The sequence below is a fragment of the Streptomyces sp. NBC_01017 genome, assembly GCF_045162795.1.
GTDB lineage: Bacteria > Actinomycetota > Actinomycetes > Streptomycetales > Streptomycetaceae > Streptomyces > Streptomyces machairae.
Window position 1 is genome coordinate 3639663 of sequence record NZ_CP108683.1, and the last position, 22382, is coordinate 3662044.

The following is a 22382-nucleotide window of genomic DNA, read 5'->3' on the forward strand; positions in this document are numbered from 1 at the left end:
TCGACCTACGGGCCTTGTTGGAGATCCGGCACTGTGCTGGAATTCCACGGACCGCCGCAGGATCGAGCCGGCGCACAGGGGGCGCATCGAGCGCCGAGCGGCGGCGAGAAGGGGGAGCCAGCGCCGGTCACTCACGACCATCAGGGAGCGTGTTCAGGACGCTCCCCAATACGCCGACACCGTGTCCGTCCGCTCACGCGGAGGGGCGCCTGGTCCAGAGGTTGCGACGCTAGTGCAGGGACGTTTCAAGAGGGATGGCAGCGCTTCGGCGGAGCCGGAGCACGGCGGGACCGACCGAGGTCCCTCGCCCCAGCACGCCCAGAACCCGGGCCCGGCCGTGTCCGTCGACGGCGGTGAGCGCTCCGGGCGCCCCGCCGTGTCGGCTTCCCCGGGGACGGCCAACGCTTCCACGCCACCGCCGCCGAAGAAGGCCCCCAAGTCCGCCACCGGTCCGGGCGCGCGAATAGCCCTGCGCAACTGGCGTATCTCCACGCGTCTGGTGGCGCTGCTGACGCTCCCGGTGGTCGCGGCCACCTCGCTGGGCGCCCTGCGTATCAGCGACAACATGGACGACATCCAGCAGCTCGACAACATGAAGCTGCTGACGGACATGACCAAGCGGGCCACCGAGCTCGCGGCGGCGCTCCAGGAGGAGCGCGACCAGTCCGCCGGCCCGCTCGCGCACGGCGCGAAGGCGACGGACTACACGGTCAAGGGCTACCGGGACAAGACGGACCGGGCCAGGGACAGCTTCATCGAGGCGTCCGAGGAGATCGACGACAGCAGCAAGGACGGCAACCTCAAGGGCGTCCGCGACAACCTCGTCCAGCTCGTCGGCGACCTGAGCGACATCGCGAAGATCCGCAACACCGCCTACCAGGCCAAGCAGAACTCCACGCAGTCCGTGGAGGCCTACCACCGCCTGATCACCAACCTGCTCGGTCTCTCGCAGGACATGGCGGAGGCGACCAGCAACCCGGAGATGATCCAGAGCACGCGTGCCCTGGCGGCCTTCTCCACCGCCAAGGAGTACGCGTCCATCCAGCGCGCCGTCCTCGCCGCCGCGCTGCCCGCGAACAACGACACCGCGGGCAAGCTCTCCGAGAACGACCGGCTGTACGCCGAGTCGGCCCTGACGAGCCAGCGCTCCGAGCTGAAGAGCTTCCGGAGCATCTACGGCATCCAGGGCGCCGCCGACCTGCTGCAGTCGATCGAGAAGGGCAACCCGACGATCACGGCGAGCGACAAGTACGCCACCCGTGCCCTCGGCAACCCGAACGCCCTCGACGACCTGGAGAAGCGCTCCTACAAGGACTGGGTGGACGACAGCACCACCAAGATCCAGCAGATGCGGGCCATCGAGACCACGCTGCTGGAGGACATGGAGCAGAAGGCCCGCGAGCTGCGCAACGAGTCGGAGCGCGAGGCGATCATCTCCGGTGCGCTGATCCTGCTCGTGCTCGGTGTCTCGCTGGTCGGCGCCTTCGTGGTCGCCCGCTCCATGATCCGCTCGCTGCGCCGCCTGGAGGAGACCGCCACCAAGGTCGCCCAGGACCGGCTGCCCGAGCTGGTCAAGCAGCTGTCGGAGTCGGACCCGCAGGACGTCGACACCTCGGTCGAGTCGGTCGGTGTGCACTCCCGGGACGAGATCGGCCAGGTGGCCGCGGCCTTCGACGACGTGCACCGCGAGGCGGTCCGCCTCGCCGCCGAGCAGGCCCTGCTGCGGGGCAACGTCAACGCGATGTTCACCAACCTCTCGCGCCGCTCCCAGGGCCTCATCCAGCGTCAGCTCTCGCTGATCTCCGAACTGGAGTCCCGCGAGGCCGACCCGGACCAGCTGTCCTCCCTGTTCAAGCTCGACCACCTCGCGACCCGCATGCGCCGTAACGGTGAGAACCTCCTCGTTCTCGCCGGTGAAGAGCCCGGCCGCCGCTGGACCCGTCCGGTCCCGCTGGTCGACGTGCTCCGCGCCGCCGCGTCCGAGGTGGAGCAGTACGAGCGCATCGAACTGTCGTCCGTGCCGACCACCGAAGTGGCCGGCCGGGTCGTCAACGACCTCGTGCACCTGCTCGCCGAGCTGCTGGAGAACGCGACCTCGTTCTCCTCCCCGCAGACCAAGGTCAAGGTCACCGGTCACGCGCTGCCCGACGGCCGCGTCCTGATCGAGATCCACGACACCGGCATCGGCCTCTCCCCCGAGGACCTCGCCGCGATCAACGAGCGGCTCGCCTCGCCGCCCACCGTGGACGTCTCCGTCTCCCGCCGCATGGGCCTCTTCGTGGTCGGCCGGCTGTCGCAGCGGCACGGCATCCGTATCCAGCTGCGCCCGTCCGACTCCGGTGGTACGACCGCGCTGGTCATGCTGCCCGTCGATGTCGCCCAGGGCGGCAAGAAGCCCGCTCCGGGCAAGCCCGGCCCGGGCGGTCCCGGTGCCTCCGGTGGCCCGGCCGCGGCGCAGGCCGCTGCCGGTGTGGCTGCCGCCCGTCGCCAGTCCCAGGCCGGCGGTGGCTCCCTCGGCGCGGGCGCGCCGGGTGGCGCCGCGGGTGGTGCGCTCGGTGCCGGTGCGTCCGGCGGTGGCCGGCTCGGTGCCGGTCAGGGACCGCGGGCCGCGCTGCCGGGGCGTGACGGTGGCGGACTTCCGGGTGGGCCCGGCGCTCCGCGTGGACAGCAGGGTCCGGGCGCGCCGTCGCAGGGCCGGCCGGCTCCCGCCGGTGCGGGTGCCGGGTTCGGTGGCCAGGCTCCGGGTGCTCCGCAGGGCCTTCAGGCCGCGGGCATGGGCCAGGATCCGTTCGGTGCGGGCCAGGACGCCTTCGGCGGCCCCCGCGGCGGCTCCGGTCGTGACCAAAGCCGTCCGGGTGGTCCTTCGTCGCAGCAGAACCCGCCCGCCGAGAAGGGCCGTCGTGGCCGTCAGCCGCAGCTGCCGCCGCGCGGTGGCCCGCGTGCCGAGCTGCCGGGCGGCAGCCAGCCCTCCCGCCCCAGCTGGAGCGACGAGAACGCGCAGCCGCCGGTGCCGCGTGCCTCGCTCGACACCCCGCGCGGGCACGACGAGGACTCCGCACAGACCTCCCGGATGCCGCGGGTCGACGACCGTCAGGGTGCCGGCTCGACCTCCGAGTTCGCCCGCCCCGACTTCGACGCCACGTCTCCGGGTTCGTACAACCCCCAGAGCACGGGCCAGTTCGTCCGCTCGGACGTATTCGGCACCCCGGGTGCCGGGCAGAACAGCTCGTCGCAGACGGGCCAGTTCCCCGCCCCGCAGGCCTACGACAACGGCTCGGCCGGCCAGCACGCCCTGCCCGGCCGCCAGAACCCGGACTCCACCGGACAGTTCCAGCGGCCCCAGGGCACCCCGCAGGGCGGGCAGAACAACGCGTCGCAGACGGGTCAGTTCCCCGCTCCGCAGGCCTACGACAACGGCTCCACGGGCCAGCACGCCCTGCCCGGCCGCCAGAACCCGGACTCCACCGGACAGTTCGAGCGGCCGCAGGTCAACGGCACGTACGGCGGCGGTTCCGGCTACGGCGGCGCACAGCCGCCGGCCCCGCAGCGGCCGCAGCAGCGGCCCGCGCGGCAGGAGCCCGAGGCGCTGCCGCCCGCGACGGGTCCCGGTGACGGGCGTACGCCGCTGTACGACACGCTGGAGACCAACTGGTTCCACGGCGGTCAGCAGGGGCAGCAGCCCGAGGCGGGCGGCCAGGCTCCGGCCTCCGCTCCGCGGGAACCCCAGGCTCCCGCGGCACCTCCGCAGCCGTCCTCCGCTCCTCAGCGGGGCGCATCGACCGCCTGGCGCAGCTCGCCGAACGACGACCTCGTCCGGCAGGCGGAACGCGTCCGGCAGCCCGCCGCGGGCGGGGTCACCACCTCCGGCCTGCCGCGTCGGGTCCCCAGGGCCAACCTCGTCCCGGGCACCGCTCAGCAGCAACAGCACCAAGCCGGTCCGCAGATCTCGCGTGCGCCTGATGACGTACGCGGTCGGCTGACCAATCTCCGTCGGGGTATCGCGCAAGGTCGCCAGGTCGGTAACGGCCAGACCGGCAGCTTCCCGAACCCCACTCACCAGCAGGAGCGTTAGTTGAGCCAGATGAGCCAGGCGGCACAGAACCTCAACTGGTTGATCACCAACTTCGTGGACAACACCCCGGGTGTGTCCCACACCGTCGTCGTGTCGGCGGACGGCCTGCTGCTGGCGATGTCGGAGGGCTTCCCGCGCGATCGGGCCGACCAGCTGGCGGCCGTCGCGTCGGGTCTGACCTCGCTGACGGCGGGGGCGTCGCGGATCTTCGACGGCGGCAGCGTGGCCCAGACGGTCGTGGAGATGGAACGGGGATTCCTCTTCCTCATGTCCGTCTCGGACGGTTCGTCCCTCGCCGTGCTGGCACACCCCGAATGCGACATCGGCCTCGTCGGCTACGAGATGGCGCTGCTGGTCGACCGCGCGGGCGCGGTGCTCACCCCGGACCTGCGCGCCGAGCTCCAAGGCAGTCTGCTCCACTGATCGCTCCCGGATCCACCCGTCTCACCAAATCACCGTCCGGCCGCCACAATCCCCCCACTGGCCCCTTACCAGACGGCTTGACTGACCGACTTGCTGTCCCAGCCCGGAGGATTCATGACCCCGCCCACCGCCTCTCATGATCCGTACGCGGAGCCGTACGAGGATGAGGGCGACCAGCCGCTGGTTCGTCCGTACGCGATGACCGGCGGCCGGACCCGGCCGCGCTACCAGCTGGCCATCGAGGCTCTGATCAGCACCACGGCCGACCCGGCAGCGCTCATGGGACTCCTCCCGGAGCACCAGCGCATCTGCCACCTGTGCCGTGAGGTGAAGTCGGTCGCCGAGGTGTCGGCGCTCCTCTCCATGCCGCTGGGCGTGGCCAGGATCCTCGTCGCGGACCTCGCGGAGGCCGGCCTGGTCGCCATTCACCAGCCGGGTGGCGACGAGAACAACGGCGGCGCTCCGGACGTGACGCTGCTCGAAAGGGTGCTCAGTGGACTTCGCAAGCTCTGAACCAGGCCGGGCGACCACCTCCGCGAAGATCGTGGTGGCGGGTGGCTTCGGCGTGGGCAAGACCACGTTCGTCGGCGCGGTCTCGGAGATCAACCCGCTGCGCACCGAGGCCGTCATGACGTCCGCGAGTGCGGGCATCGACGACCTCACGCACACCGGGGACAAGACCACCACCACGGTGGCGATGGACTTCGGTCGTATCACCCTGGACCAGGACCTGATCCTGTACCTCTTCGGTACGCCCGGGCAGGACCGCTTCTGGTTCATGTGGGACGACCTGGTGCGCGGCGCCATCGGCGCCGTCGTCCTGGTGGACACCCGCCGTCTCGCCGACTGCTTCCCCGCGGTCGACTACTTCGAGAACAGCGGGCTCCCGTTCGTCATCGCCCTCAACGGCTTCGACGGACATCAGCCGTACAACCCGGACGAGGTGCGCGAGGCGCTGCAGATCGGCCCGGACGCGCCGATCATCACCACCGACGCCCGGCACCGGGCGGATGCCAAGAGCGCGCTGATCACGCTGGTCGAGCACGCACTGATGGCCCGGCTGCGGTAACGCAAGTCGGGAGCGACATACGGCAGTTGTCGTAGATGTACCGGAGCCGACTGTGGCCTTTGACACGGTCGGCTTCGTTGTTCATAACGTTTCGGCAGAGGAATCGGGTGGTACGGCCACTCGTCGCGGTCAAGCGGTGTCGCTGCGCGCACAAACGCCCCGTCTTTTGACGGGGCTCGCTCTTTATGACCGTTTTATCTAGGGCTTACATCATCCGGAATCCTCGACTTCCACTGTTTGGAAGAGCGCAGGCCGACGTGCTGGAATGCGAGAACTGCCTAATAGTCAAAGACGTACTCAGCAGTAGTGCGTACTCGATGGCGAACTGGGCTCTGAGACACAGCGGCACATACGTAGGTGCCGACCCCGCCGGAAGGTTGTTGGTCGAGTGAGGCGAAGCAAGAGCAGTCCCGAGCCGTCGGCCCGGGGCAACTTCACCCCGCCGCCGCGCGGAGCGGCGCCCGCCCATGTGCCCGGATCGGAACCAACGGCCACGCCGGCCCCGAGCGGCGGCCGTCTCTCCCCGCGCAACTGGCGCGTGCCGACCCGACTGAACGCGATCCTGCTCATACCCGTGATGGTCGGCCTTGTCATGGGCGGCTTCCAGGTGAAGAACTCGATCGACACCTGGCAGGAGGCCGAGGACGCGGAGAACACCGCGCGCCTGGTCGCCGCCGCCCTGACCTACGGCGACGCTCTGCTGGAGGAGCGCGACCAGACCGCCGCGCCCCTGCTGGCGGGCAAGGGCGAGGACGACCCGACGGTCGTCAAGGCCCGCGACATCACCGACAAGGCCGCCGACGCCTTCGACGAGGCCGCCCAGAACATGCCGGACCGGCCCAACCTGGTCCGCCGTCTGGACCGCTTCCGTGAGGTCGAGCCGGAGCTGACCAAGCTCCGTGCGGCCGCCTACACCAGCAAGCTCAAGGGCGTGGAGACCGAAGAGGGCTACGTCGAGGTCGAGCACCGACTGCTGGAGTTCTCCAACGAGCTGGGCCTCGGCACCGGAAACATCACCAGCTACGGCCGTACGGTCTACGCCATCTCGCTCACCAAGGGCGCGCTCTCGCTGCAGCGCTCCATCGGTATGCACATGCTGACCCAGCCGGGTCCCAAGGCCGAGGATCTCGCCAAGCAGCGCGTCGCCCTGTCGTCGTACGCCTACCTGGAGGGCATCGCCATCCAGGAGTACCAGAGCGGTGGCACCGAGGCGGACAACGCCAAGCTGGTGCAGGCCTCGAAGGACATCAAGGCCGAAGGCGCGGCCCTGGCGGCGGCGGCCAGGCAGAAGAACCCGAACTACGTCCCGCCGCCCACCAAGGACAACGCGATGGTCTCGGCCATCGCGCAGTTGTCCTCCACGGACCCGAGTGACCGCCAGGCCCTCGCCTCGCAGGGCATCACCAGGGACAACTGGTGGGCGGTGAACACCCTCAAGTACAACGCGTACCGCGACATCGAGAACGACCTCGCGGGCACCGCGGTGAACGAGGCCTCCGCCATCTCGGACGACGCCAAGCGCGACGCGCTGATCACCGGTGCCGTCGTCGTGGTCGCCCTGCTCGCCGCGTTCATCCTGGCCGGGATGGTCGCCCGCCAGATGAGCCGCGCGATGCGCCAGCTGCGCAACGCCGCCTTCGGTATCGCCGAGCAGCGGCTGCCGATGCTGGTCGACCAGCTCTCGCGCACCGACCCGGGCCGCGTGGACACCCGCGTCCAGCCCATCCCGATCAACACCCGCGACGAGATCGGCGAGGTCGCCCGCGCCTTCGACCAGGTCCACCGCGAGGCCGTCCGGCTCGCCGCCGAGCAGGCCCTGCTGCGGGGCAACATCAACGCGATCTTCACCAACCTGTCGCGCCGCAACCAGTCGCTGATCGAGGGCCAGCTGACCCTGATCACCGACCTGGAGAACAACGAGGCCGACCCGGACCAGCTGGAGAACCTCTTCCGCCTGGACCACCTCGCGACCCGTATGCGCCGCAACGGCGAGAACCTCCTGGTCCTCGCCGGCGAGGAGCCCGGCCGCCGCTGGGACCAGCCGGTCCCCCTCGTCGATGTGCTGCGCGCCGCCTCCTCCGAGGTGGAGCAGTACGAGCGCATCGAGCTCTCCGGCGTCCCGGAGGCCGAGATCCACGGCCGCGCCGTGACCGACCTCGTGCACCTGCTCGCCGAGCTTCTGGAGAACGCCACGACGTTCTCCTCCCCGCAGACCAAGGTTCGCGTGACCGCCACCCGTCTCCCCGACGGTCGGATCATGATCGAGATCCACGACAAGGGCATCGGCCTCACGGCCGAGGACTTCGCGGACATCAACCACAAGCTGGCCAACCCGCCGACCGTCGACGCCGCGATATCCCAGCGCATGGGCCTGTTCGTGGTCGGCCGGCTGTCCGACCGGCACGGCATCCGCGTCCAGCTGCGCCCCTCCGGCGAGCAGGCCGGCACGACCTCGCTGGTCATGCTGCCCGACGCCATCACGCACGGCGGCGGCGGCGAGCAGCAGTCGTCCCAGGACGAGTTCACCGTCTCGCAGATCATCCCGGAGCAGCACTTCCAGGGTGGTGAGAGCTTCGGCCCGCCGATGCGCACGGCCGCCGAGCTGGGCTTCGACGACAGCCGCTACACCGAGGTGCCGGACGACATCCGCGAGCTGGACCCGGTGGGCCGCTCCCTGATGCGCGAGGAGCGCCGCGCGGCCCTGGAATCCCAGGGCCACGGCCCGGAGAACCCCGAGTCGCCCGGGTACGACGACTTCACGGGTCAGCAGGCCTACGACGGCCGAGGCAACGGCTTCCCCGAGCAGCAGGGCGGGTACGACCAGCAGCCGTCGTACGAGGAGCAGCGGCAGCCGTCGTACGAGGAGCAGCAGCGGTCTGCGTACGAGGAGCCCCAGCGGGCGTCGTACGACGACACGTACTACGCGCCGAACGGCGGCCTGCAGCAGAACGACACCTTCTCGTCCGGCAGCGGCTACCCCGAGCCGTCCTATCCGGAGCCGGTCCGCGAGGAGCCCGCGGCTCCGAGCGCCCCCGCCTCGGAGTCCTTCCCGGCCTTCGAGCAGCGGCGCCACCAGGACGACTGGCCGCAGCAGAACGGCTACGGGAACGGCTATCAGGACCAGTACGCTCCGGAAACGGAATCTGCGCAGGCCGGTGACGCAAACGAGCGCGACCGCGTAGGCTTCGACCGTCCGGGACCGGCCTCCTCCGCCGCCCACGCAATGACCGACGCCGGGCTCCCCCGCCGCGGATCCGGCGCGAGCGGCAGCAACGGCGCACGGCCCGCGCGGCAGGAACCGTCGGCCCCCACGCCGGAGAGCAACGGCGACAGCAGCTGGCGTTCGGCCAACGACGACCGCTGGCAGCAGGCCTCGCAGCTCCGGAAGCCCAAGGCGGGCGGGGTCACCTCCTCCGGCCTGCCGAGGCGGGTTCCCAAGGCCAACCTGGTCGAGGGAGCCGCTGAGACCACCCCCCAGGGAGGTCCACAGATCTCCCGTGCTCCCGAGGACGTCCGGGGCAGGCTGAGCAACCTGCGCCGCGGTGTCCAGCGGGGACGCAGCGCGGGAAGCGAAACGAACGGCCAGGCCACTAGGAATCACCACAGTGGTCCTGACAGCACCTACAACCAGGAGCGTTAGTGTGAGCCCGATGAGCCAGGCGGCACAGAACCTGAACTGGTTGATCACCAACTTCGTGGACAACACCCCCGGGGTGTCGCACACGGTGGTGGTCTCCGCCGACGGACTCCTTCTGGCGATGTCCGAAGGCTTCCCGCGCGACCGCGCCGACCAGCTCGCGGCCGTCGCCTCCGGTCTGACGTCTCTGACGGCAGGCGCCTCCCGCATCTTCGAGGGTGGCAGCGTGAACCAGACGGTTGTGGAGATGGAGCGGGGATTCCTGTTCATCATGTCCGTCTCCGACGGTTCCTCACTCGCAGTTCTCGCACATCCAGAGGCGGACATCGGCCTCATCGGGTACGAGATGGCGCTTCTGGTGGACCGTGCCGGTACGGTCCTGACGCCGGATCTGCGTGCGGAGCTCCAGGGCAGCCTGCTCAACTAACAGACAGTCGGTGCGTTTTGGCGTCCCGTGGCCGTAAGGTTTCGGGACGCGGCTCCACAAGATGGGTGCCAGGCACGGTCGGAGGAGGAGAGAAAGTGGCAACACCCCCAGACGGTTCGTCATCGGGCAACTGGTCGTACGGCCCTGGCCAGGGGCACGGCGACGGTTCCCGGAACCGGTACAACTTCCCCTCCACGCCCAGCCAGCGGCAGCCGTACGCCCCGCAGGGCCCCGGGCCCTCGCCGTACGACCAGCCCCCGGCGCCGCGCATCCAGCCGGTGCAGCCGCAGCGCCGCGCCCCTGAGCCGGCACCCGCCGGGTCGTCGTCCAACCCCTTGGTGCGCCCGTACGCCATGACCGGCGGCCGGACGCGCCCGCGCTACCAGCTCGCCATCGAGGCACTGGTGCACACCACCGCGCAGCCGCACCAGATGCAGGGCCAGTTGCCCGAGCATCAGCGGATCTGCAACCTCTGCCGTGAGATCAAGTCGGTCGCCGAGGTCTCGGCCCTCCTGACGATCCCTCTCGGCGTGGCCAGGATCCTCGTCGCCGACTTGGCGGAGGCGGGCCTGGTCGCCATCCATCAGCCCGGCGGCGACGAGAACGCCGGCGGCCAGCCAGACGTGACACTGCTCGAAAGGGTGCTCAGTGGACTTCGCAAGCTCTAGCGGCGGTCCTTCCCGCTCCACCACCTCGGCGAAGATCGTGGTGGCGGGTGGCTTCGGCGTGGGCAAGACCACGTTCGTCGGGGCCGTCTCGGAGATCAACCCGCTGCGTACCGAGGCCGTCATGACGTCCGCTTCCGCGGGCATCGACGACCTCACCCACACCGGAGACAAGACGACCACGACGGTCGCCATGGACTTCGGTCGTATCACCCTGGACCAGGACCTGATCCTGTACCTCTTCGGTACGCCCGGCCAGGACCGCTTCTGGTTCATGTGGGACGACCTGGTGCGCGGCGCCATCGGCGCGATCGTCCTCGTTGACACGAGGCGCCTTGCCGACTGCTTCCCGGCGGTCGACTACTTCGAGAACTCCGGGCTTCCGTTCGTCATCGCCCTCAACGGCTTCGACGGAAACCAGCCGTACAACCCGGACGAGGTCCGTGAGGCCCTCCAGATCGGCCCCGACACCCCGATCATCACGACGGACGCCCGGCACCGGGCGGACGCGAAGTCGGCGCTGATCACTCTCGTGGAGCACGCTTTGATGGCGCGGCTGCGGTAGGGCTTTGTGCGGCCACTGGGCTGCCCCTCACGGTCGTAGGCCGTCTGCGGGTGGTCCGGTGGCCGTTCGCGCAGTTCCCCGCGCTCCTGGGGACGTTGAAGGGCCCCTCTCTCAGAGAGGGGCCCTTCTTCGGTCTTCGACGTCAGCGCCAGCTGTGAGGCGCCCGGAAGCCCGGCTCGCGCTCCAGGCGGCGCCAGCCGGCCTTTGCGCGGCCGCGGTGGGCCGGGGCGGTGTCGGCCGGCTGGGCGGCGGCACGCGCGAGCAGGATCGCCGTGATGGCGGCGACTTCCTCGGGCTCGGCGTGGCCCTTCTCGACGCGGATATCAGGGAGGTTCATGGGTGTCAGTCTCCGTGGAAGAGGTTTCCGCAGCGGTACCGGTGGGTTACTGCGGGGGGTTGCCGTGCTTGCGGGACGGCAGGTCGGCGTGCTTGGTGTGGAGCATCGCCAGGGACTTGACGAGTACTTCGCGGGTCTCGGCGGGGTCGATCACGTCGTCGACCAGGCCGCGCTCGGCCGCGTAGTAGGGGTGCATGAGCTCGGACTTGTACTCCTTGACCATGCGGGCCCGCATGACCTCGGGGTCCTCTGCGTCGGCGATCTGGCGGCGGAAGATGACATTGGCCGCGCCCTCCGCGCCCATCACGGCGATCTCGTTCGTCGGCCAGGCATAGGTGAGGTCCGCACCGATGGACTGGCTGTCCATGACGATGTACGCGCCTCCGTACGCCTTGCGCAGGATCAGGGAGATCCGGGGGACCGTCGCGTTGCAGTAGGCGTAGAGCAGCTTCGCGCCGTGGCGGATGATTCCGCCGTGCTCCTGATCGACACCCGGAAGGAACCCGGGAACGTCCAGGAAAGTGACGATCGGGATGTTAAAAGCGTCACACATCTGGACAAAGCGCGCAGCTTTTTCCGACGCCTCGATGTCCAGGACGCCGGCGAGAGACTGCGGCTGGTTGGCCACGATGCCGACCACCTGGCCGTCGAGACGGGCCAGCGCGCAGATGATGTTCCGCGCCCAGCGCTCGTGGACCTCCAGGTACTCGCCGTCGTCGACGATCTCCTCGATGACCTTGGCCATGTCGTACGGACGGTTGCCGTCCGCCGGGACCAGGTCGAGGAGCACGTCGCTGCGGCGGTCGGGCGCGTCCGTGGACTCCGCGCGGGGCGGGTTCTCACGGTTGTTCTGGGGCAGCAGCGAGAGCAGGTAGCGCACCTCGGCGATGCACGTCTCCTCGTCGTCGTACGCGAAGTGGCACACGCCCGAGGTCTCGGCGTGCACGTCCGCGCCGCCGAGGCCGTTCTGGGTGATCTCCTCGCCCGTCACGGCCTTGACCACGTCCGGGCCGGTGATGAACATCTGGGACGTCTCGCGGACCATGAAGACGAAGTCCGTCAGGGCGGGCGAGTAGGCCGCGCCGCCCGCGCACGGGCCCAGCATCACGCTGATCTGCGGGATGACGCCGGACGCCTTGGTGTTGCGCTGGAAGATGCCGCCGTAGCCGGCGAGCGCCGAGACGCCCTCCTGGATACGGGCACCCGCGCCGTCGTTCAGCGAGACCAGCGGAGCGCCTGCCGCGATGGCCATGTCCATGATCTTGTGGATCTTGGTGGCGTGGGCCTCGCCCAGCGCGCCGCCGAAGATGCGGAAGTCATGGGCGTAGACGAAGACCGTGCGGCCCTCCACCGTGCCCCAGCCGGTGATGACACCGTCGGTGTACGGCTTCTTGGACTCCAGGCCGAAGCCCTGGGCCCGGTGCCGACGCAGTTGCTCGACCTCCCGGAAGGAACCCGGGTCCAGGAGCAGCTCGATGCGCTCCCGGGCGGTCAGCTTGCCCTTGGCGTGCTGCGCCGTGGTCGCCTTCTCGCTCGGGCCGGCCAGCGCCTGCGCACGGATCTCGTGCAGCTCGGCGGTGCGCCCGCGCGCGTCGATCGGCTCACCCGGTGCCTCATCCAAAACGGTCATGTAGCGACCTTACGAAGGACACCGAGGAAAGCGAGCCGTTGACTCCGTACAGTCTCCGGACCCATTTCCTGGTACCACTGAACAGAACCATCGAGGCATGCAGCCCTTCTGACTGCTCAGAGGGCGTACGGGTTGTCGGGGTCGCACAAAGCCGTCAGGCGAGAGCCACCTCACATCGGTGGGTCGCGCATACCATCCCCGGAGTGACACGGACCCTCAGCCGGCGTCCCGTCGAGAGGATCTCGACCGAGTCGTCCTTGCGCAGGACCCGGCGTACGGGGTGGTCCCAGGTGATCTCCAGCGGCTCGCCCGAGCGCGGCGGCTCGCTCACGCAGAGCGTAGCGGTACGGCCCCGGTGACGGACCAGCACGCTCGCGCCGGCGGTGGCGGTGAGCGGGCCCACCGTACCCGGCTGCCAGAAGTTGGCGGCCGTGAGGCCCAGGGAGCGGATGCGGACGGCCTGGCACGCGCTGTCGTTGGCGAGGACCGACAGCCAGCGGGTGCCCAGTGCGGCGCGGGCCGCCACCTGGTGCCGGCTCGCGCCGGGCATGAGGACGTAGACGTAGCTCGCGTCCGTCGGGTCCGTGCCATGGTCCAGCCAGAGGGTCTGCCGGCGGCGGGTGCGGCGCTCCGTCGTGCTGGTGGTGTTGATGTCGGCCCAGGCGCCGGTGCGGTCCTCGCGCAGGGTGCGCAGTTCGCCGTACGGCACCACCCAGCCGCCGTGGCCCTCCAGATGCGCCCAGCCGGAACCGCGTACGAAGGTCTGCGTGCCGCCCTCCCCCAGGTTGCGGTTGTCGACGACGGTCTCGACGGGGACCGCGTCGGCGCAGGTGATGCCGGCTCCGAGGCAGATCACGGCGTCCGCGGCGCAGAACCACGACTTGCGGGCCTCCAGGGTCGAGCCGAGGCCTTTCAGATGCTGCCCGATCGCCGCGTACTCGCCGTCCGTCGTGCCGCCGACCCACCGCACGTCGGGCCTGGGCTCGCCCCACTCGCCGCCGGCCTTGTCGGGAAGGCGCTTGGTGGAGACCGTCGTACCGGGGAGGCGGTACCAGTCGACTGTCGGCCAGTACCAGTCCGTGTACTGGTCGCCGAGACCCGGCGCCCACCAGGACAGCATCCCGGCGCCGGTGTGCCAGCCGCGCGGATTCTCGCCGTTGCCGCACTCGTAGTGGGCGATGCGGTCACTGGCCATGGCGATGTTCGCGACGAAGCCCGGGCGGCGGTGGACGGCCCGGTCCATGGCGGCGAAGAGGTGGTGGCCGACCGGGTCGGGGGCGGCGGCGGCCGGTGATTCGGCGACGGTGTGCAGCCGTGCGAGGTCGGCCACCCCGAATTGTCCGGCCGTCAGGATCGGCGTGACCCTGTCCCGTTCGATCCAGCCCTTGATCCGGCCGTACCAGCGCTCCCGCTCCGCCGCGCTCGCGCCGCCCGCGAGCAGGGCGATGGCGGCGATGATGCCCTGCCCGTGAAAGTGGTCGCTGCGCATCACGTGCCGGTCGTCGCTCTTGAGGTAACCCCGGCTGATGGCACGGCCGTTGACGCTGTCCATCATCAGCCCGTCGTGGATGAGCGGGGCGTAGGCGTGCTCGACGCTGTCGAGGACGATCTGCCTGTGCGGGTCGGTCACCTGCCACTCGGAGCCGGCGAGCAGGGCGAAGAGGCGGCCGAGGCCGTCGAGGAGGACCTGGCCGTAGGTGCCGGAGTAGGCGACCCAGGTGTGCTGGACGAACGAGCCGTCGACGTAGAGGCCGTCGCCCTTCGTGACGTACGGGAAGACCGGGGAGAGCGCGTCACGGGCGAGCGCGATCTTCGCCGGGGCCCGGCCGAGGATGCCGCGCAGGGCGACGCTGCGGCACAGGTCGACGCGGTTGGCGCCGGTGGAGGTGCCGGAGTAGTCGGTGAGCATGGCGTCCGGAATGAAGTGGTCGACGGCCGCGCAGGCGGGGGCGATCCGCGCCTCGGTCAGGTGGTCGTACAGGGCGGCCGTGATGTCCGTCAGCAGGCGCGGGCTGCCGATCTGCCATTCCCACCAGTTGCCGTAGCGGGTGGTGGAGGGGTTGTAGACGGTGGCGGAGAGGTGGTCGAGGCCGCGCAGGACGTCGGCAAGGAGGGCGGGGTCGGCGGTGGAGCCGGTGCCCTGCTGGACGTAGGCCTGGGTCATGGTCCACAGGCGGCTGTAGCTCTGGGTGATGCCGGCGGGCGGGTCGTAGGGGTGGCCGGGCCACAGGGAGGTGGGGGTGGGGGCCATGGCGGCCCGGAAGCCGCGGGCGAGGGTGCCGGTCTCGGCGAGGCGCGAGGCGTACGGCTCCGCCGCGGGGTCGTAGCCCGAGCCGAGGGCGATGTCGAGCCAGCGGAGGCGGAGGGTGTCGTAGGCGTCGGCCGAGGCGGTGCGGGCGGCGGGAGCGGCGGTGGACAGGAGCGCCGCCGCGAGCAGAACGGCTCGGCGGGTGGGTCTGGTGAGCCCGGTGCGCTGAGAGGTCATGTCATGGGCATCTACCACCTCAGAGTAATCACGCCAACACGTGCAGATGATGTTGAATCCTGAACGGAATAGGTCTACGGTCGGTCGCGTTGGTGTAGTTCAAGATTCAACATTAGGGCCGCGAGGCCCCTTCCCTCCTAAGGAGCACGTCATGGCGAACCCCGACCTGACCACCCTGACCGGCGAGTACACGATCGACGCGGCCCACTCCACGATCGGCTTCACCGTCCGGCACGCCATGGTCACCAACGTCAAGGGCAAGTTCCTCGACTTCAGCGGGTCGCTGCAGCTGGACGGCGCCGACCCGTCCGCGTCCAATGCGTCGATCGACGTCAAGATGGACAGCATCGACACCGGGTCGGCGGACCGGGACGGGCACCTCAAGAGCGCGGACTTCTTCAAGATCGAGGAGTTCCCCACGATGACCTTCCGCTCCACCAAGGCGGAGTCCCTCGGCGGCGACGACTACCGCATCACCGGTGACCTGGAGATCCTCGGCACCACCAAACCGATCACGATCGACCTGGAGTTCAACGGCGCCGCGAAGGACCCGTTCGGCAACGAGCGCGTCGGCTTCGAGGGCAAGGCGGAGATCAAGCGCTCGGAGTGGGGTCTCACGTGGAACGCGGCTCTGGAGACGGGCGGTGTGCTTGTCTCCGACAAGATCAAGCTGAACTTCGACATCTCGGCGATCAAGAACGCGTGAGCCTTCTCTGAGGGCGACCCGATGGCACGGCGCCGGTGAGTCCGTCACTCACCGGCGCTGTGTCAATTGCCTCAGGATCGCGGCGACTTGAGTTGTCCGGCTCTGCGGGGTCCGGGCGCGCAGGAGGCCGAGCATGAGCTGGTAGCGGTCGGTCCTGCCCAGCCGCTCGAAGGCCGCCCCGGCCCGGGGATTCTTTGCCAGCGCCGCGGCCAGCTCGTCCGGGACCTCGGCGTTGCGCTGCGACTCGTACGCCGCCTCCCACCGCCCGTCCGCCTTCGCGGCGTCCACTTCGGCGAGGCCCGCGGGGCGCATCCGCCCCTCGGCGGCCAGTTCCGCCACCCGCCGCACATTGACCATCGACCAGAGGCTGCCGGGCCGGCGCGGGGTGATGCGCTGCGTGTAGTACGACCCGTCGAGTCCCTTGCGCTGCCCGGTGATCCATCCGTGGCACAGGGCCACGTCGTTGACCTCGGCGGCAGTGACGGAGGGGATGCCGGAGTCCTTCTTGGCGACCTTCACCCAGAGGCCGGGGTGCGGGGCCGGGTGCTTCGCCAGCCAGGTGTCGAGGGCGTCGGCGGATGCGAAGGCGAGGGGCTCCGGGTCGCGGTGGGGGCTCATGACGGAAACATAGGGGCGAAGTAGGTCAGGAACCGTCCTCCATCGGCGGCTCGGATCCCTGCGTCAGTAGGCGACGCTCGGATACCAGTCGCCGCGTCCCTGCGGGAGCAGGTCCAGGAGGTTCCAGACGGGGGCCAGCCGGTCGATGCCCCGCTCGCCGATGTCGTCGGACATGCGGGGATGCGCGGAGTAGAAGTGGCGGAGCGTGCCGTCGCCGTCGCGGGTGAACACGGAGACGGTGGCGTCCTGTGCGCCGTCCTTGTCCTCGCTGCCCGTGTCGTACTTGAACGTGCTGTCGCCGCAACTCAGCAGCCGCAGCCGGTGCCAGCCACGGCTGCGGGCGTGCTGGCGCAGGACGGGCGGGTCGGCGGCCGCCGCGACGACGAAGTCGGCGTTGCGCGTGATGTGGTGGGCGATGTTGCTGAAGCCGTCGATCCACATGGTGCACATCGGGCAGGGTTCGGTGTCTGCCTTGCCGTACATGAACTGGTACATGAGCAGGGGCCGTTCGGGGGCGGTGAACAGCTCGCTCAGCCTCACCTCGCGGACGGGTTCGTCGCCGGCGGCGAGGTCGGCGGGGCCCTCCAGGAAGGCATAGTCGTCGACGGGCGGCCCCGGCGGGAGCGCGCGCCGGCGGGCGGCGACCTCCTCGCCCTGGCGCGTCAACTCGATCTCGGCGAGGCGCAGTTCCTCGCGGGCGGCGAGGTACTCGGCGGATTCACCTGGCAGTCGGGTGTACCGGAACATCGCGTCCTCCCGGGTCGGCTCCCGTTCCCCTTGCCGCCTTCAGTTTAGGCCGGGGGCTTTGAGCGCTCACCTTCGCAGCGGCGGCCGGGACGGCGTGCTCACGGCAGCTCTTCCGGTACCGGCAGGAGAGCCGCCGCCTGGTCGCGGGCGTGCGCGATCGGGTCCGGGAAGGTGTTCAGGCCGTGGGCCACGAGCGCTCCCTCGTGAAGCAGCATGAGGGTCCGGCCCATGCGGTCCGCCTCGTCCGCGTCGTCCGGGGTGATGTCCCGGGCGAGGCGGGTGAACAGGGCGAGCATCCACTCCTTCTGCCCGGCGATGACCGGGTAGGCCGGGTGGGCGGGGTCGCTGATCTCGGCGTGCGCGTTGACCATGCTGCATCCCTTGGAGCCGTACTCCGCCGACCACGCGCGTGAGGCGTCGAACACCGCCAGGACGCGCGCCCGCGGTGTCGCGTGCGCCGCGTCGAGGTGGTCGTCGAGGTGGTCGTCGAGGTACTGCGCGAGGAAGGCCCGCCAGCGCTCGTCGCGGCCGGTCAGGTACTCCACGACGATCCGCTCCTTGGAGCCGAAGCGGTCGTAGAGGGTCTTCTTGGTCACCCCCGCCTCCGCGGCGATGAGATCCACGCCCACGGCGTGAATGCCGCGCTCGTAGAACAGCCGCTCGGCGGCTTCCAGGATGCGGCGTGCGGCACGCGTCATCGTGACGCGCTGCGGTTGCTGCTCTGCGGTCCCCATGGCATCCGAGTATACCGATCTGTATACTTTCCGGTGCGAGCAAGGTATACCGATCTGTTTACTGGATGTGGTTGGCGTGAACGCCCTGCTGTCCATCGCCTTCGTCCTCAGCTGGAGCTCCGGGTTCATCGGGGCCAAGCTCGGCGCCGGGAGCGCCTCCGCGGTGACGATCCTGATGTGGCGGTTCCTGCCACTCGCCGTGATCCTGGTCGTCGTGGCCGCGGTGCTGGGCCGCGCGTCGTGGCGGGGTCTCACCGGACGGGATCTCGCCCGCCAGGCCGTGATCGGCACGCTGTCGCAGAGCGGCTATCTGCTCACCGTCTACTACGCCATCCAGCTCGGCGTCTCCAGTGGCACCACGGCCCTCATCGACGGCGTCCAGCCCCTCGTCGCCGGTGCGCTGGCCGGACCACTGCTGCGGCAGTACGTCTCACGCCGTCAGTGGCTCGGGCTGGTCCTGGGGGTGAGCGGCGTCCTCATCGTCACCATGGCCGACGCCACGGCGGCGACCGGCGTTGCCGCGTGGGCCTATCTCATCCCGTTCCTCGGCATGCTCTCGCTGGTGGCGGCCACGTTCCTCGAAAGCCGTTCCCGCACGCCCGTCCCGCCCTCGGTGGCGCTCACCGTCCACTGCGGCACCAGCGCCGTGCTGTTCACGGCGTTCGCCTTGAGCACCGGAGCGGCCGCGCCGCCCGCCGAGGCCGGTTTCTGGGCCGCGATCGGCTGGCTCGTGGTGCTGTCCACCTTCGGTGGGTACGGGCTGTACTGGATGATCCTGCGGCGCTCCGGAGTCACCAAGGTCAACACGCTGATGTTCCTGATGGCGCCGGTCACGGCGGTGTGGGGAGCGTTCATGTTCGGCGAGCCGTTCGGTGCGCAGACCGCGATCGGCCTGGTCGTCGGCCTGGTCGCCGTCGTCATCGTCCATCGCGGGGGCGGCGCATCCCGAACGCGTGCCGTCCGGCGTCGCTCGAAAACCGGTGGCTCCCCTCAGCAGGTCCCGCATACCCTGCCCGCGTGTCCAGCCCCGAAGCCTCCAGACTCCGGCCACCGGCTCTCCGGTGGCTGCCCGTGATGTCCCTCTGATCAGCGTTCACTTCCGCTTCCGGGCTCACTCCGCTGCCGGACGGCCGTTCGACGTGCCGTTTCGTCTTCACCTTCGACTTCGGGTTGCGGAGTTTCTTCATGCCGTTCGCTCTTTTTCTGCTGGGCGTCGCCGTGTTCGCGCAGGGGACGTCCGAGTTCATGCTGTCCGGGCTGGTGCCGGACATCGCCCGGGACCTGGGGGTCTCGGTGCCCGCGGCCGGGGCACTCACCTCGGCCTTCGCCGTGGGGATGGTGGTCGGGGCGCCACTCATGGCCGCCCTCGCGAGACGGTGGTCGCGGCGCGGGGCCCTGCTGGGGTTTCTGGGGGTCTTCCTCGCCGTCCATGTCGTGGGCGCGGTGACCGGCAGCTTCGCGGTGCTGGTCGTCACCCGTGTCGTCGGGGCGCTCGCCAATGCCGGGTTCCTGGCCGTCGCCCTCGTCACGGCCGTGGCGTTGGCCGAGCCGGAGGCCAAGGGCCGGGCCACGTCGACGCTGCTCGGCGGGGTCACGCTGGCCTGTGTGGTGGGGGTCCCGGCGGGGGCGCTGATCGGTCAACTCTGGGGGTGGCGTGCCGCGTTCTGGGCCGTGACCCTGGTGTCCCTGCCCGCTGTGGCGGCCGTGGCGCGGTCCGTACCCGGCGGCTCGGGCGACTCGGAACGTCCAGCGCTGCGGGGTGAACTGCGCGCCCTGCGGAGCTCGCGGCTCCGGCTGACTCTGCTCCTGGGTGCCCTCGTCAATGGGGCGACCTTCTGCACCTTCACCTATCTCGCGCCCCTGGTCACCACGGTGACGGGCCTGGCGGACGGGTGGGTGCCCGTGGTGCTCGCCCTGTTCGGCGCGGGGTCGTTCGTGGGGGTCGGAGTCGGGGGACGGTTCGCCGATCGCCGGCCCGGTGCGGTGCTGGTCGGGGGCGGCGGCGTCCTGTGCCTCGGGTGGGGCGCCCTCGCCCTCGGCGCCGGGACGCCGGCCCTGACGCTCGGGCTCGTCTTCGTGCAGGGCGCCCTGTCCTTCGGAGTCGGGTCCACGCTCATCTCCCAGGCGCTGTACGCCGCCCCCGGCGCCCCCACCCTGTCCGGCGGCTTCGCAACGGCCGCGTTCAACGTGGGCGCGGCACTGGGACCTTGGCTCGGCGGCACGGCCATCGGAACGGGCCTCGGATACCGGTCACCGGTGTGGGTCAGTGCCGGGCTGGTCGCGCTGTCGCTGGTGGTGGCGGGCATGGCGGGCGGCCGGGCCGGGCTGCGGAACCGGGGTGCCGACGGGAGTCGTACCGGGGCGTCCCTGTCGGCCTGACCGCCGCGGCGTCCCGGTGATGGAGTGAGCGGGCATCGACAGCGTCCCGTTAGCCGCGGGTGAGGTCCCGGACGTGCGGGTGTGCGCGCCATTCGACATCGTGGCCGGCCACGGATACCCCCACGCCCGTGTGGCCAGTGCCGAACTGGTCGCGCTGTCGCTGGTGGCGGCGGGCATGGCGGGCGGCCGGGCCGGGCTGCGGAACCGGGGTGCCGACGGGAGTCGTACGGGGGCGTCCTCGCCGGCATGACCGCCGCGGCGTCCTGCCCTGGTTCCCGCCAGGGCCGGCGTCGCCGTGTGTGGGCCGAGCACGGGTGCCTCCAGGCGTCTGCCGCTGCTCGCGTCCGACCAGGCAAGCGGGGCGGCGACTGGGTGGGGTTCGCCGGAGGGGGTGAGTCTGGTCGTGGAAATCGGGGCGCGGGCGGGAGGCGTGCCCGGGCATCATCGTCGGCATGACCGACACGCCCCACCCCGCTCGCGCTTGGGTCGCCGTCGCCTCGTACGAGATCGGGAAGCCGCTCCTGCACCCCCTGGCCGCCGTGCGCGCCTGACTGCGGGAGCGCGGCATCGACTGGATGCCGTTCGAGGCGGGCGAGGTCCGCTGGGGTCGTGTGTGTGCGCCGGGGGCCGACGGGCACTGGCGGGCGTGGGTCACGGTCCATGTCGCCGCGGGTGCCCTGTGGCAGCTCGGGTTGCATCCCGATCAGCCGGCCGCCGTCGTCAACGGGCCGTCCCCGCCCGGCTGGTGGCATGCCGCCGGGGAGCGGTACGCGCGCGACGAGGGCTCGGGCGGGAGGCGCGGGGCCTGAGCGGGCATGGCCGGAACCGGCCAAGGCCTGAACTCGGCGTGGCTGGAATTGGCCCCTTGTGGGGGCGGTCACAGGATTCCCATAATCCAGCAGAGGAATTGACCGGCGCATGTCAGTAGATGATCACTCCCCCTGCTTGGCATGCTCCCGACATTTCAGCTCTCTCTCCACGTTCGCGTGTCCAACCCCCCACGGAAGGCATCACGTTGAAGAAGCTCCTCACCGCCCTCAAGAGATGCGCGGTCCTCGGCGCCGCCGCTCTCGCGATCGTCAGCCTTCAGCCCGTCTCGGCCGCGCAGGCCGCGGACTCGCGCGTCGTCGGCGGAACCCGTGCCTCGCAGGGCGAGTTCCCGTTCATGGTCCGGCTCTCCATGGGCTGTGGCGGCGCGCTCTACACCCAGCAGATCGTGCTCACCGCCGCGCACTGTGTGGGCGCGACCGGCCCGAACACCAGCATCACCGCCACCGCCGGCGTCGTGGACCTGCAGTCCACCAGCGGCCGTGTCCAGGTCCGTTCCACGTACGTGTACCGGGCCCCCGGCTACAACGGCGACGGCAAGGACTGGGCGCTCATCAAGCTCGCCCAGCCGATCAACCTGCCGACGCTGAAGATCGCCACCACCTCGCAGTACAACACCGGCACCTTCACCGTGGCCGGCTGGGGCGCGGCCAGCGAGGGCGGTGCCCAGCAGCGGTACATGCTCAAGGCCAACGTGCCGTTCGTCAGCGACGCCCAGTGCCGCTCCTACAGCGGCTACAGCGGCCTCATCGCCAACGAGGAGATCTGCGCCGGCTTCCCGTCCGGCGGCGTCGACACCTGCCAGGGCGACTCCGGCGGCCCGATGTTCCGCCGCGACGCGAGCAACGCCTGGATCCAGGTCGGCATCGTCAGCTGGGGCATAGGCTGCGCCCGCCCGAACGCCCCCGGCGTCTACACCGAGGTCTCCACCTTCGCCTCGGCGATCGCCTCCGCGGCGTCGTCTCTGTGACCTCCCCGCACGTCTGAGCTTGCTGCATCGCGGGCCCGGTGTCTTCCGACGCCGGGCCCACGCCGCGCCGCGCCGTGCCGCACACGCCTC

The 22382-nt window shown here is 70.4% G+C and carries 19 protein-coding genes; 13 read left to right on the forward strand and 6 right to left on the reverse strand.

The window, feature by feature from the left end:
• Positions 1 to 232 precede the first annotated feature (232 nt).
• The 8 genes from OG331_RS16520 (at position 233) to OG331_RS16555 (ending at position 10858) form a co-directional block, all read left to right on the forward strand.
• Positions 233 to 4072 carry a nitrate- and nitrite sensing domain-containing protein gene (locus tag OG331_RS16520; RefSeq protein WP_406196786.1) on the forward strand — a complete coding sequence of 1280 codons (3840 nt, stop codon included), beginning with the start codon at positions 233 to 235 and terminating at the stop codon, positions 4070 to 4072.
• Between the two features lie 9 nt (positions 4073 to 4081).
• On the forward strand, positions 4082 to 4495 hold the full coding sequence (locus OG331_RS16525; RefSeq protein ID WP_093910158.1) for a roadblock/LC7 domain-containing protein: 414 nt from the start codon (positions 4082 to 4084) through the stop codon (positions 4493 to 4495).
• Positions 4496 to 4609: 114 nt separating this feature from the next.
• Positions 4610 to 5008 (forward strand): DUF742 domain-containing protein, encoded by a 399-nt coding sequence (locus OG331_RS16530; protein WP_003997626.1) that lies wholly within the window; start codon positions 4610 to 4612, stop codon positions 5006 to 5008.
• Positions 4989 to 5564, forward strand: a complete 576-nt coding sequence (locus OG331_RS16535) for a GTP-binding protein (RefSeq protein ID WP_406196789.1) — start codon at positions 4989 to 4991, stop codon at positions 5562 to 5564. The genes OG331_RS16530 and OG331_RS16535 overlap by 20 nt, the downstream gene beginning before the upstream one ends.
• Before the next feature lie 388 nt (positions 5565 to 5952).
• Positions 5953 to 9204, forward strand: a complete 3252-nt coding sequence (locus OG331_RS16540) for a nitrate- and nitrite sensing domain-containing protein (RefSeq protein ID WP_406196792.1) — start codon at positions 5953 to 5955, stop codon at positions 9202 to 9204.
• Positions 9205 to 9214: 10 nt separating this feature from the next.
• Complete coding sequence (locus OG331_RS16545; protein ID WP_005479603.1) at positions 9215 to 9628, forward strand: roadblock/LC7 domain-containing protein; 414 nt, start codon at positions 9215 to 9217, stop codon at positions 9626 to 9628.
• A gap of 95 nt (positions 9629 to 9723) precedes the next feature.
• Positions 9724 to 10296, forward strand: a complete 573-nt coding sequence (locus OG331_RS16550) for a DUF742 domain-containing protein (protein WP_328878990.1) — start codon at positions 9724 to 9726, stop codon at positions 10294 to 10296.
• The gene (locus tag OG331_RS16555) at positions 10277 to 10858 is read left to right on the forward strand and encodes an ATP/GTP-binding protein (RefSeq protein WP_026248371.1); all 582 of its coding nucleotides are present in this window, start codon (positions 10277 to 10279) and stop codon (positions 10856 to 10858) included. Before OG331_RS16550 ends, OG331_RS16555 begins: the two co-directional genes overlap by 20 nt.
• Positions 10859 to 11000: 142 nt before the next feature.
• Here the strand turns inward: OG331_RS16555 and OG331_RS16560 are convergent, their stop codons facing one another.
• The 3 genes from OG331_RS16560 to OG331_RS16570 form a co-directional block, all read right to left on the reverse strand.
• Positions 11001 to 11195 carry an acyl-CoA carboxylase subunit epsilon gene (locus tag OG331_RS16560; protein WP_328878991.1) on the reverse strand — a complete coding sequence of 65 codons (195 nt, stop codon included), beginning with the start codon at positions 11193 to 11195 and terminating at the stop codon, positions 11001 to 11003.
• A 46-nt stretch (positions 11196 to 11241) separates the two neighbouring features.
• Positions 11242 to 12825, reverse strand: coding sequence for an acyl-CoA carboxylase subunit beta (locus OG331_RS16565; RefSeq protein ID WP_406196796.1), 1584 nt, complete (start codon positions 12823 to 12825; stop codon positions 11242 to 11244).
• A gap of 154 nt (positions 12826 to 12979) precedes the next feature.
• On the reverse strand, positions 12980 to 15310 hold the full coding sequence (locus OG331_RS16570; protein ID WP_406196799.1) for a polysaccharide lyase 8 family protein: 2331 nt from the start codon (positions 15308 to 15310) through the stop codon (positions 12980 to 12982).
• Between the two features lie 151 nt (positions 15311 to 15461).
• On the opposite strand from OG331_RS16570, the gene OG331_RS16575 reads away from it, so the two are divergent.
• Positions 15462 to 16016, forward strand: coding sequence for a YceI family protein (locus OG331_RS16575; RefSeq protein ID WP_406196801.1), 555 nt, complete (start codon positions 15462 to 15464; stop codon positions 16014 to 16016).
• Between the two features lie 48 nt (positions 16017 to 16064).
• On the opposite strand, the gene OG331_RS16580 is transcribed toward OG331_RS16575, so the two are convergent.
• The 3 genes from OG331_RS16580 to OG331_RS16590 all read right to left on the reverse strand — a co-directional run bounded on the left by OG331_RS16580 (position 16065) and on the right by OG331_RS16590 (position 18115).
• The gene (locus OG331_RS16580) at positions 16065 to 16634 is read right to left on the reverse strand and encodes a YdeI family protein (protein WP_406196803.1); all 570 of its coding nucleotides are present in this window, start codon (positions 16632 to 16634) and stop codon (positions 16065 to 16067) included.
• 63 nt (positions 16635 to 16697) lie between these two features.
• The gene (locus OG331_RS16585) at positions 16698 to 17381 is read right to left on the reverse strand and encodes a DUF899 family protein (RefSeq protein WP_406196805.1); all 684 of its coding nucleotides are present in this window, start codon (positions 17379 to 17381) and stop codon (positions 16698 to 16700) included.
• Positions 17382 to 17479: 98 nt separating this feature from the next.
• Positions 17480 to 18115 carry a TetR/AcrR family transcriptional regulator gene (locus OG331_RS16590; RefSeq protein ID WP_406196807.1) on the reverse strand — a complete coding sequence of 212 codons (636 nt, stop codon included), beginning with the start codon at positions 18113 to 18115 and terminating at the stop codon, positions 17480 to 17482.
• A gap of 76 nt (positions 18116 to 18191) precedes the next feature.
• On the opposite strand from OG331_RS16590, the gene OG331_RS16595 reads away from it, so the two are divergent.
• The 4 genes from OG331_RS16595 to OG331_RS16610 all read left to right on the forward strand — a co-directional run bounded on the left by OG331_RS16595 (position 18192) and on the right by OG331_RS16610 (position 22292).
• Positions 18192 to 19190, forward strand: coding sequence for a DMT family transporter (locus OG331_RS16595; protein ID WP_406196809.1), 999 nt, complete (start codon positions 18192 to 18194; stop codon positions 19188 to 19190).
• Between the two features lie 110 nt (positions 19191 to 19300).
• Complete coding sequence (locus OG331_RS16600; protein ID WP_406196812.1) at positions 19301 to 20494, forward strand: Cmx/CmrA family chloramphenicol efflux MFS transporter; 1194 nt, start codon at positions 19301 to 19303, stop codon at positions 20492 to 20494.
• Positions 20495 to 21069: 575 nt separating this feature from the next.
• Positions 21070 to 21303 carry a hypothetical protein gene (locus OG331_RS16605; RefSeq protein WP_406196815.1) on the forward strand — a complete coding sequence of 78 codons (234 nt, stop codon included), beginning with the start codon at positions 21070 to 21072 and terminating at the stop codon, positions 21301 to 21303.
• Positions 21304 to 21509: 206 nt separating this feature from the next.
• Positions 21510 to 22292 (forward strand): S1 family peptidase, encoded by a 783-nt coding sequence (locus OG331_RS16610; RefSeq protein WP_406196817.1) that lies wholly within the window; start codon positions 21510 to 21512, stop codon positions 22290 to 22292.
• Positions 22293 to 22382 lie beyond the last annotated feature (90 nt).

Excerpts from the sequence above, each read along its gene's own strand:
- OG331_RS16525 (WP_093910158.1), top strand. The coding sequence starts at position 4,082 with ATGAGCCAGGCGGCACAGAACCTCAACTGGTTGATCACCAACTTCGTG.
- OG331_RS16565 (WP_406196796.1), bottom strand. The coding sequence starts at position 12,825 with ATGACCGTTTTGGATGAGGCACCGGGTGAGCCGATCGACGCGCGCGGG.
- OG331_RS16590 (WP_406196807.1), bottom strand. The coding sequence starts at position 18,115 with ATGGGGACCGCAGAGCAGCAACCGCAGCGCGTCACGATGACGCGTGCC.
- OG331_RS16560 (WP_328878991.1), bottom strand. The coding sequence starts at position 11,195 with ATGAACCTCCCTGATATCCGCGTCGAGAAGGGCCACGCCGAGCCCGAG.
- OG331_RS16570 (WP_406196799.1), bottom strand. The coding sequence starts at position 15,310 with ATGACCTCTCAGCGCACCGGGCTCACCAGACCCACCCGCCGAGCCGTT.
- OG331_RS16600 (WP_406196812.1), top strand. The coding sequence starts at position 19,301 with ATGCCGTTCGCTCTTTTTCTGCTGGGCGTCGCCGTGTTCGCGCAGGGG.
- OG331_RS16545 (WP_005479603.1), top strand. The coding sequence starts at position 9,215 with ATGAGCCAGGCGGCACAGAACCTGAACTGGTTGATCACCAACTTCGTG.
- OG331_RS16530 (WP_003997626.1), top strand. The coding sequence starts at position 4,610 with ATGACCCCGCCCACCGCCTCTCATGATCCGTACGCGGAGCCGTACGAG.
- OG331_RS16585 (WP_406196805.1), bottom strand. The coding sequence starts at position 17,381 with ATGTTCCGGTACACCCGACTGCCAGGTGAATCCGCCGAGTACCTCGCC.
- OG331_RS16605 (WP_406196815.1), top strand. The coding sequence starts at position 21,070 with ATGCCGTTCGAGGCGGGCGAGGTCCGCTGGGGTCGTGTGTGTGCGCCG.
- OG331_RS16580 (WP_406196803.1), bottom strand. The coding sequence starts at position 16,634 with ATGAGCCCCCACCGCGACCCGGAGCCCCTCGCCTTCGCATCCGCCGAC.
- OG331_RS16575 (WP_406196801.1), top strand. The coding sequence starts at position 15,462 with ATGGCGAACCCCGACCTGACCACCCTGACCGGCGAGTACACGATCGAC.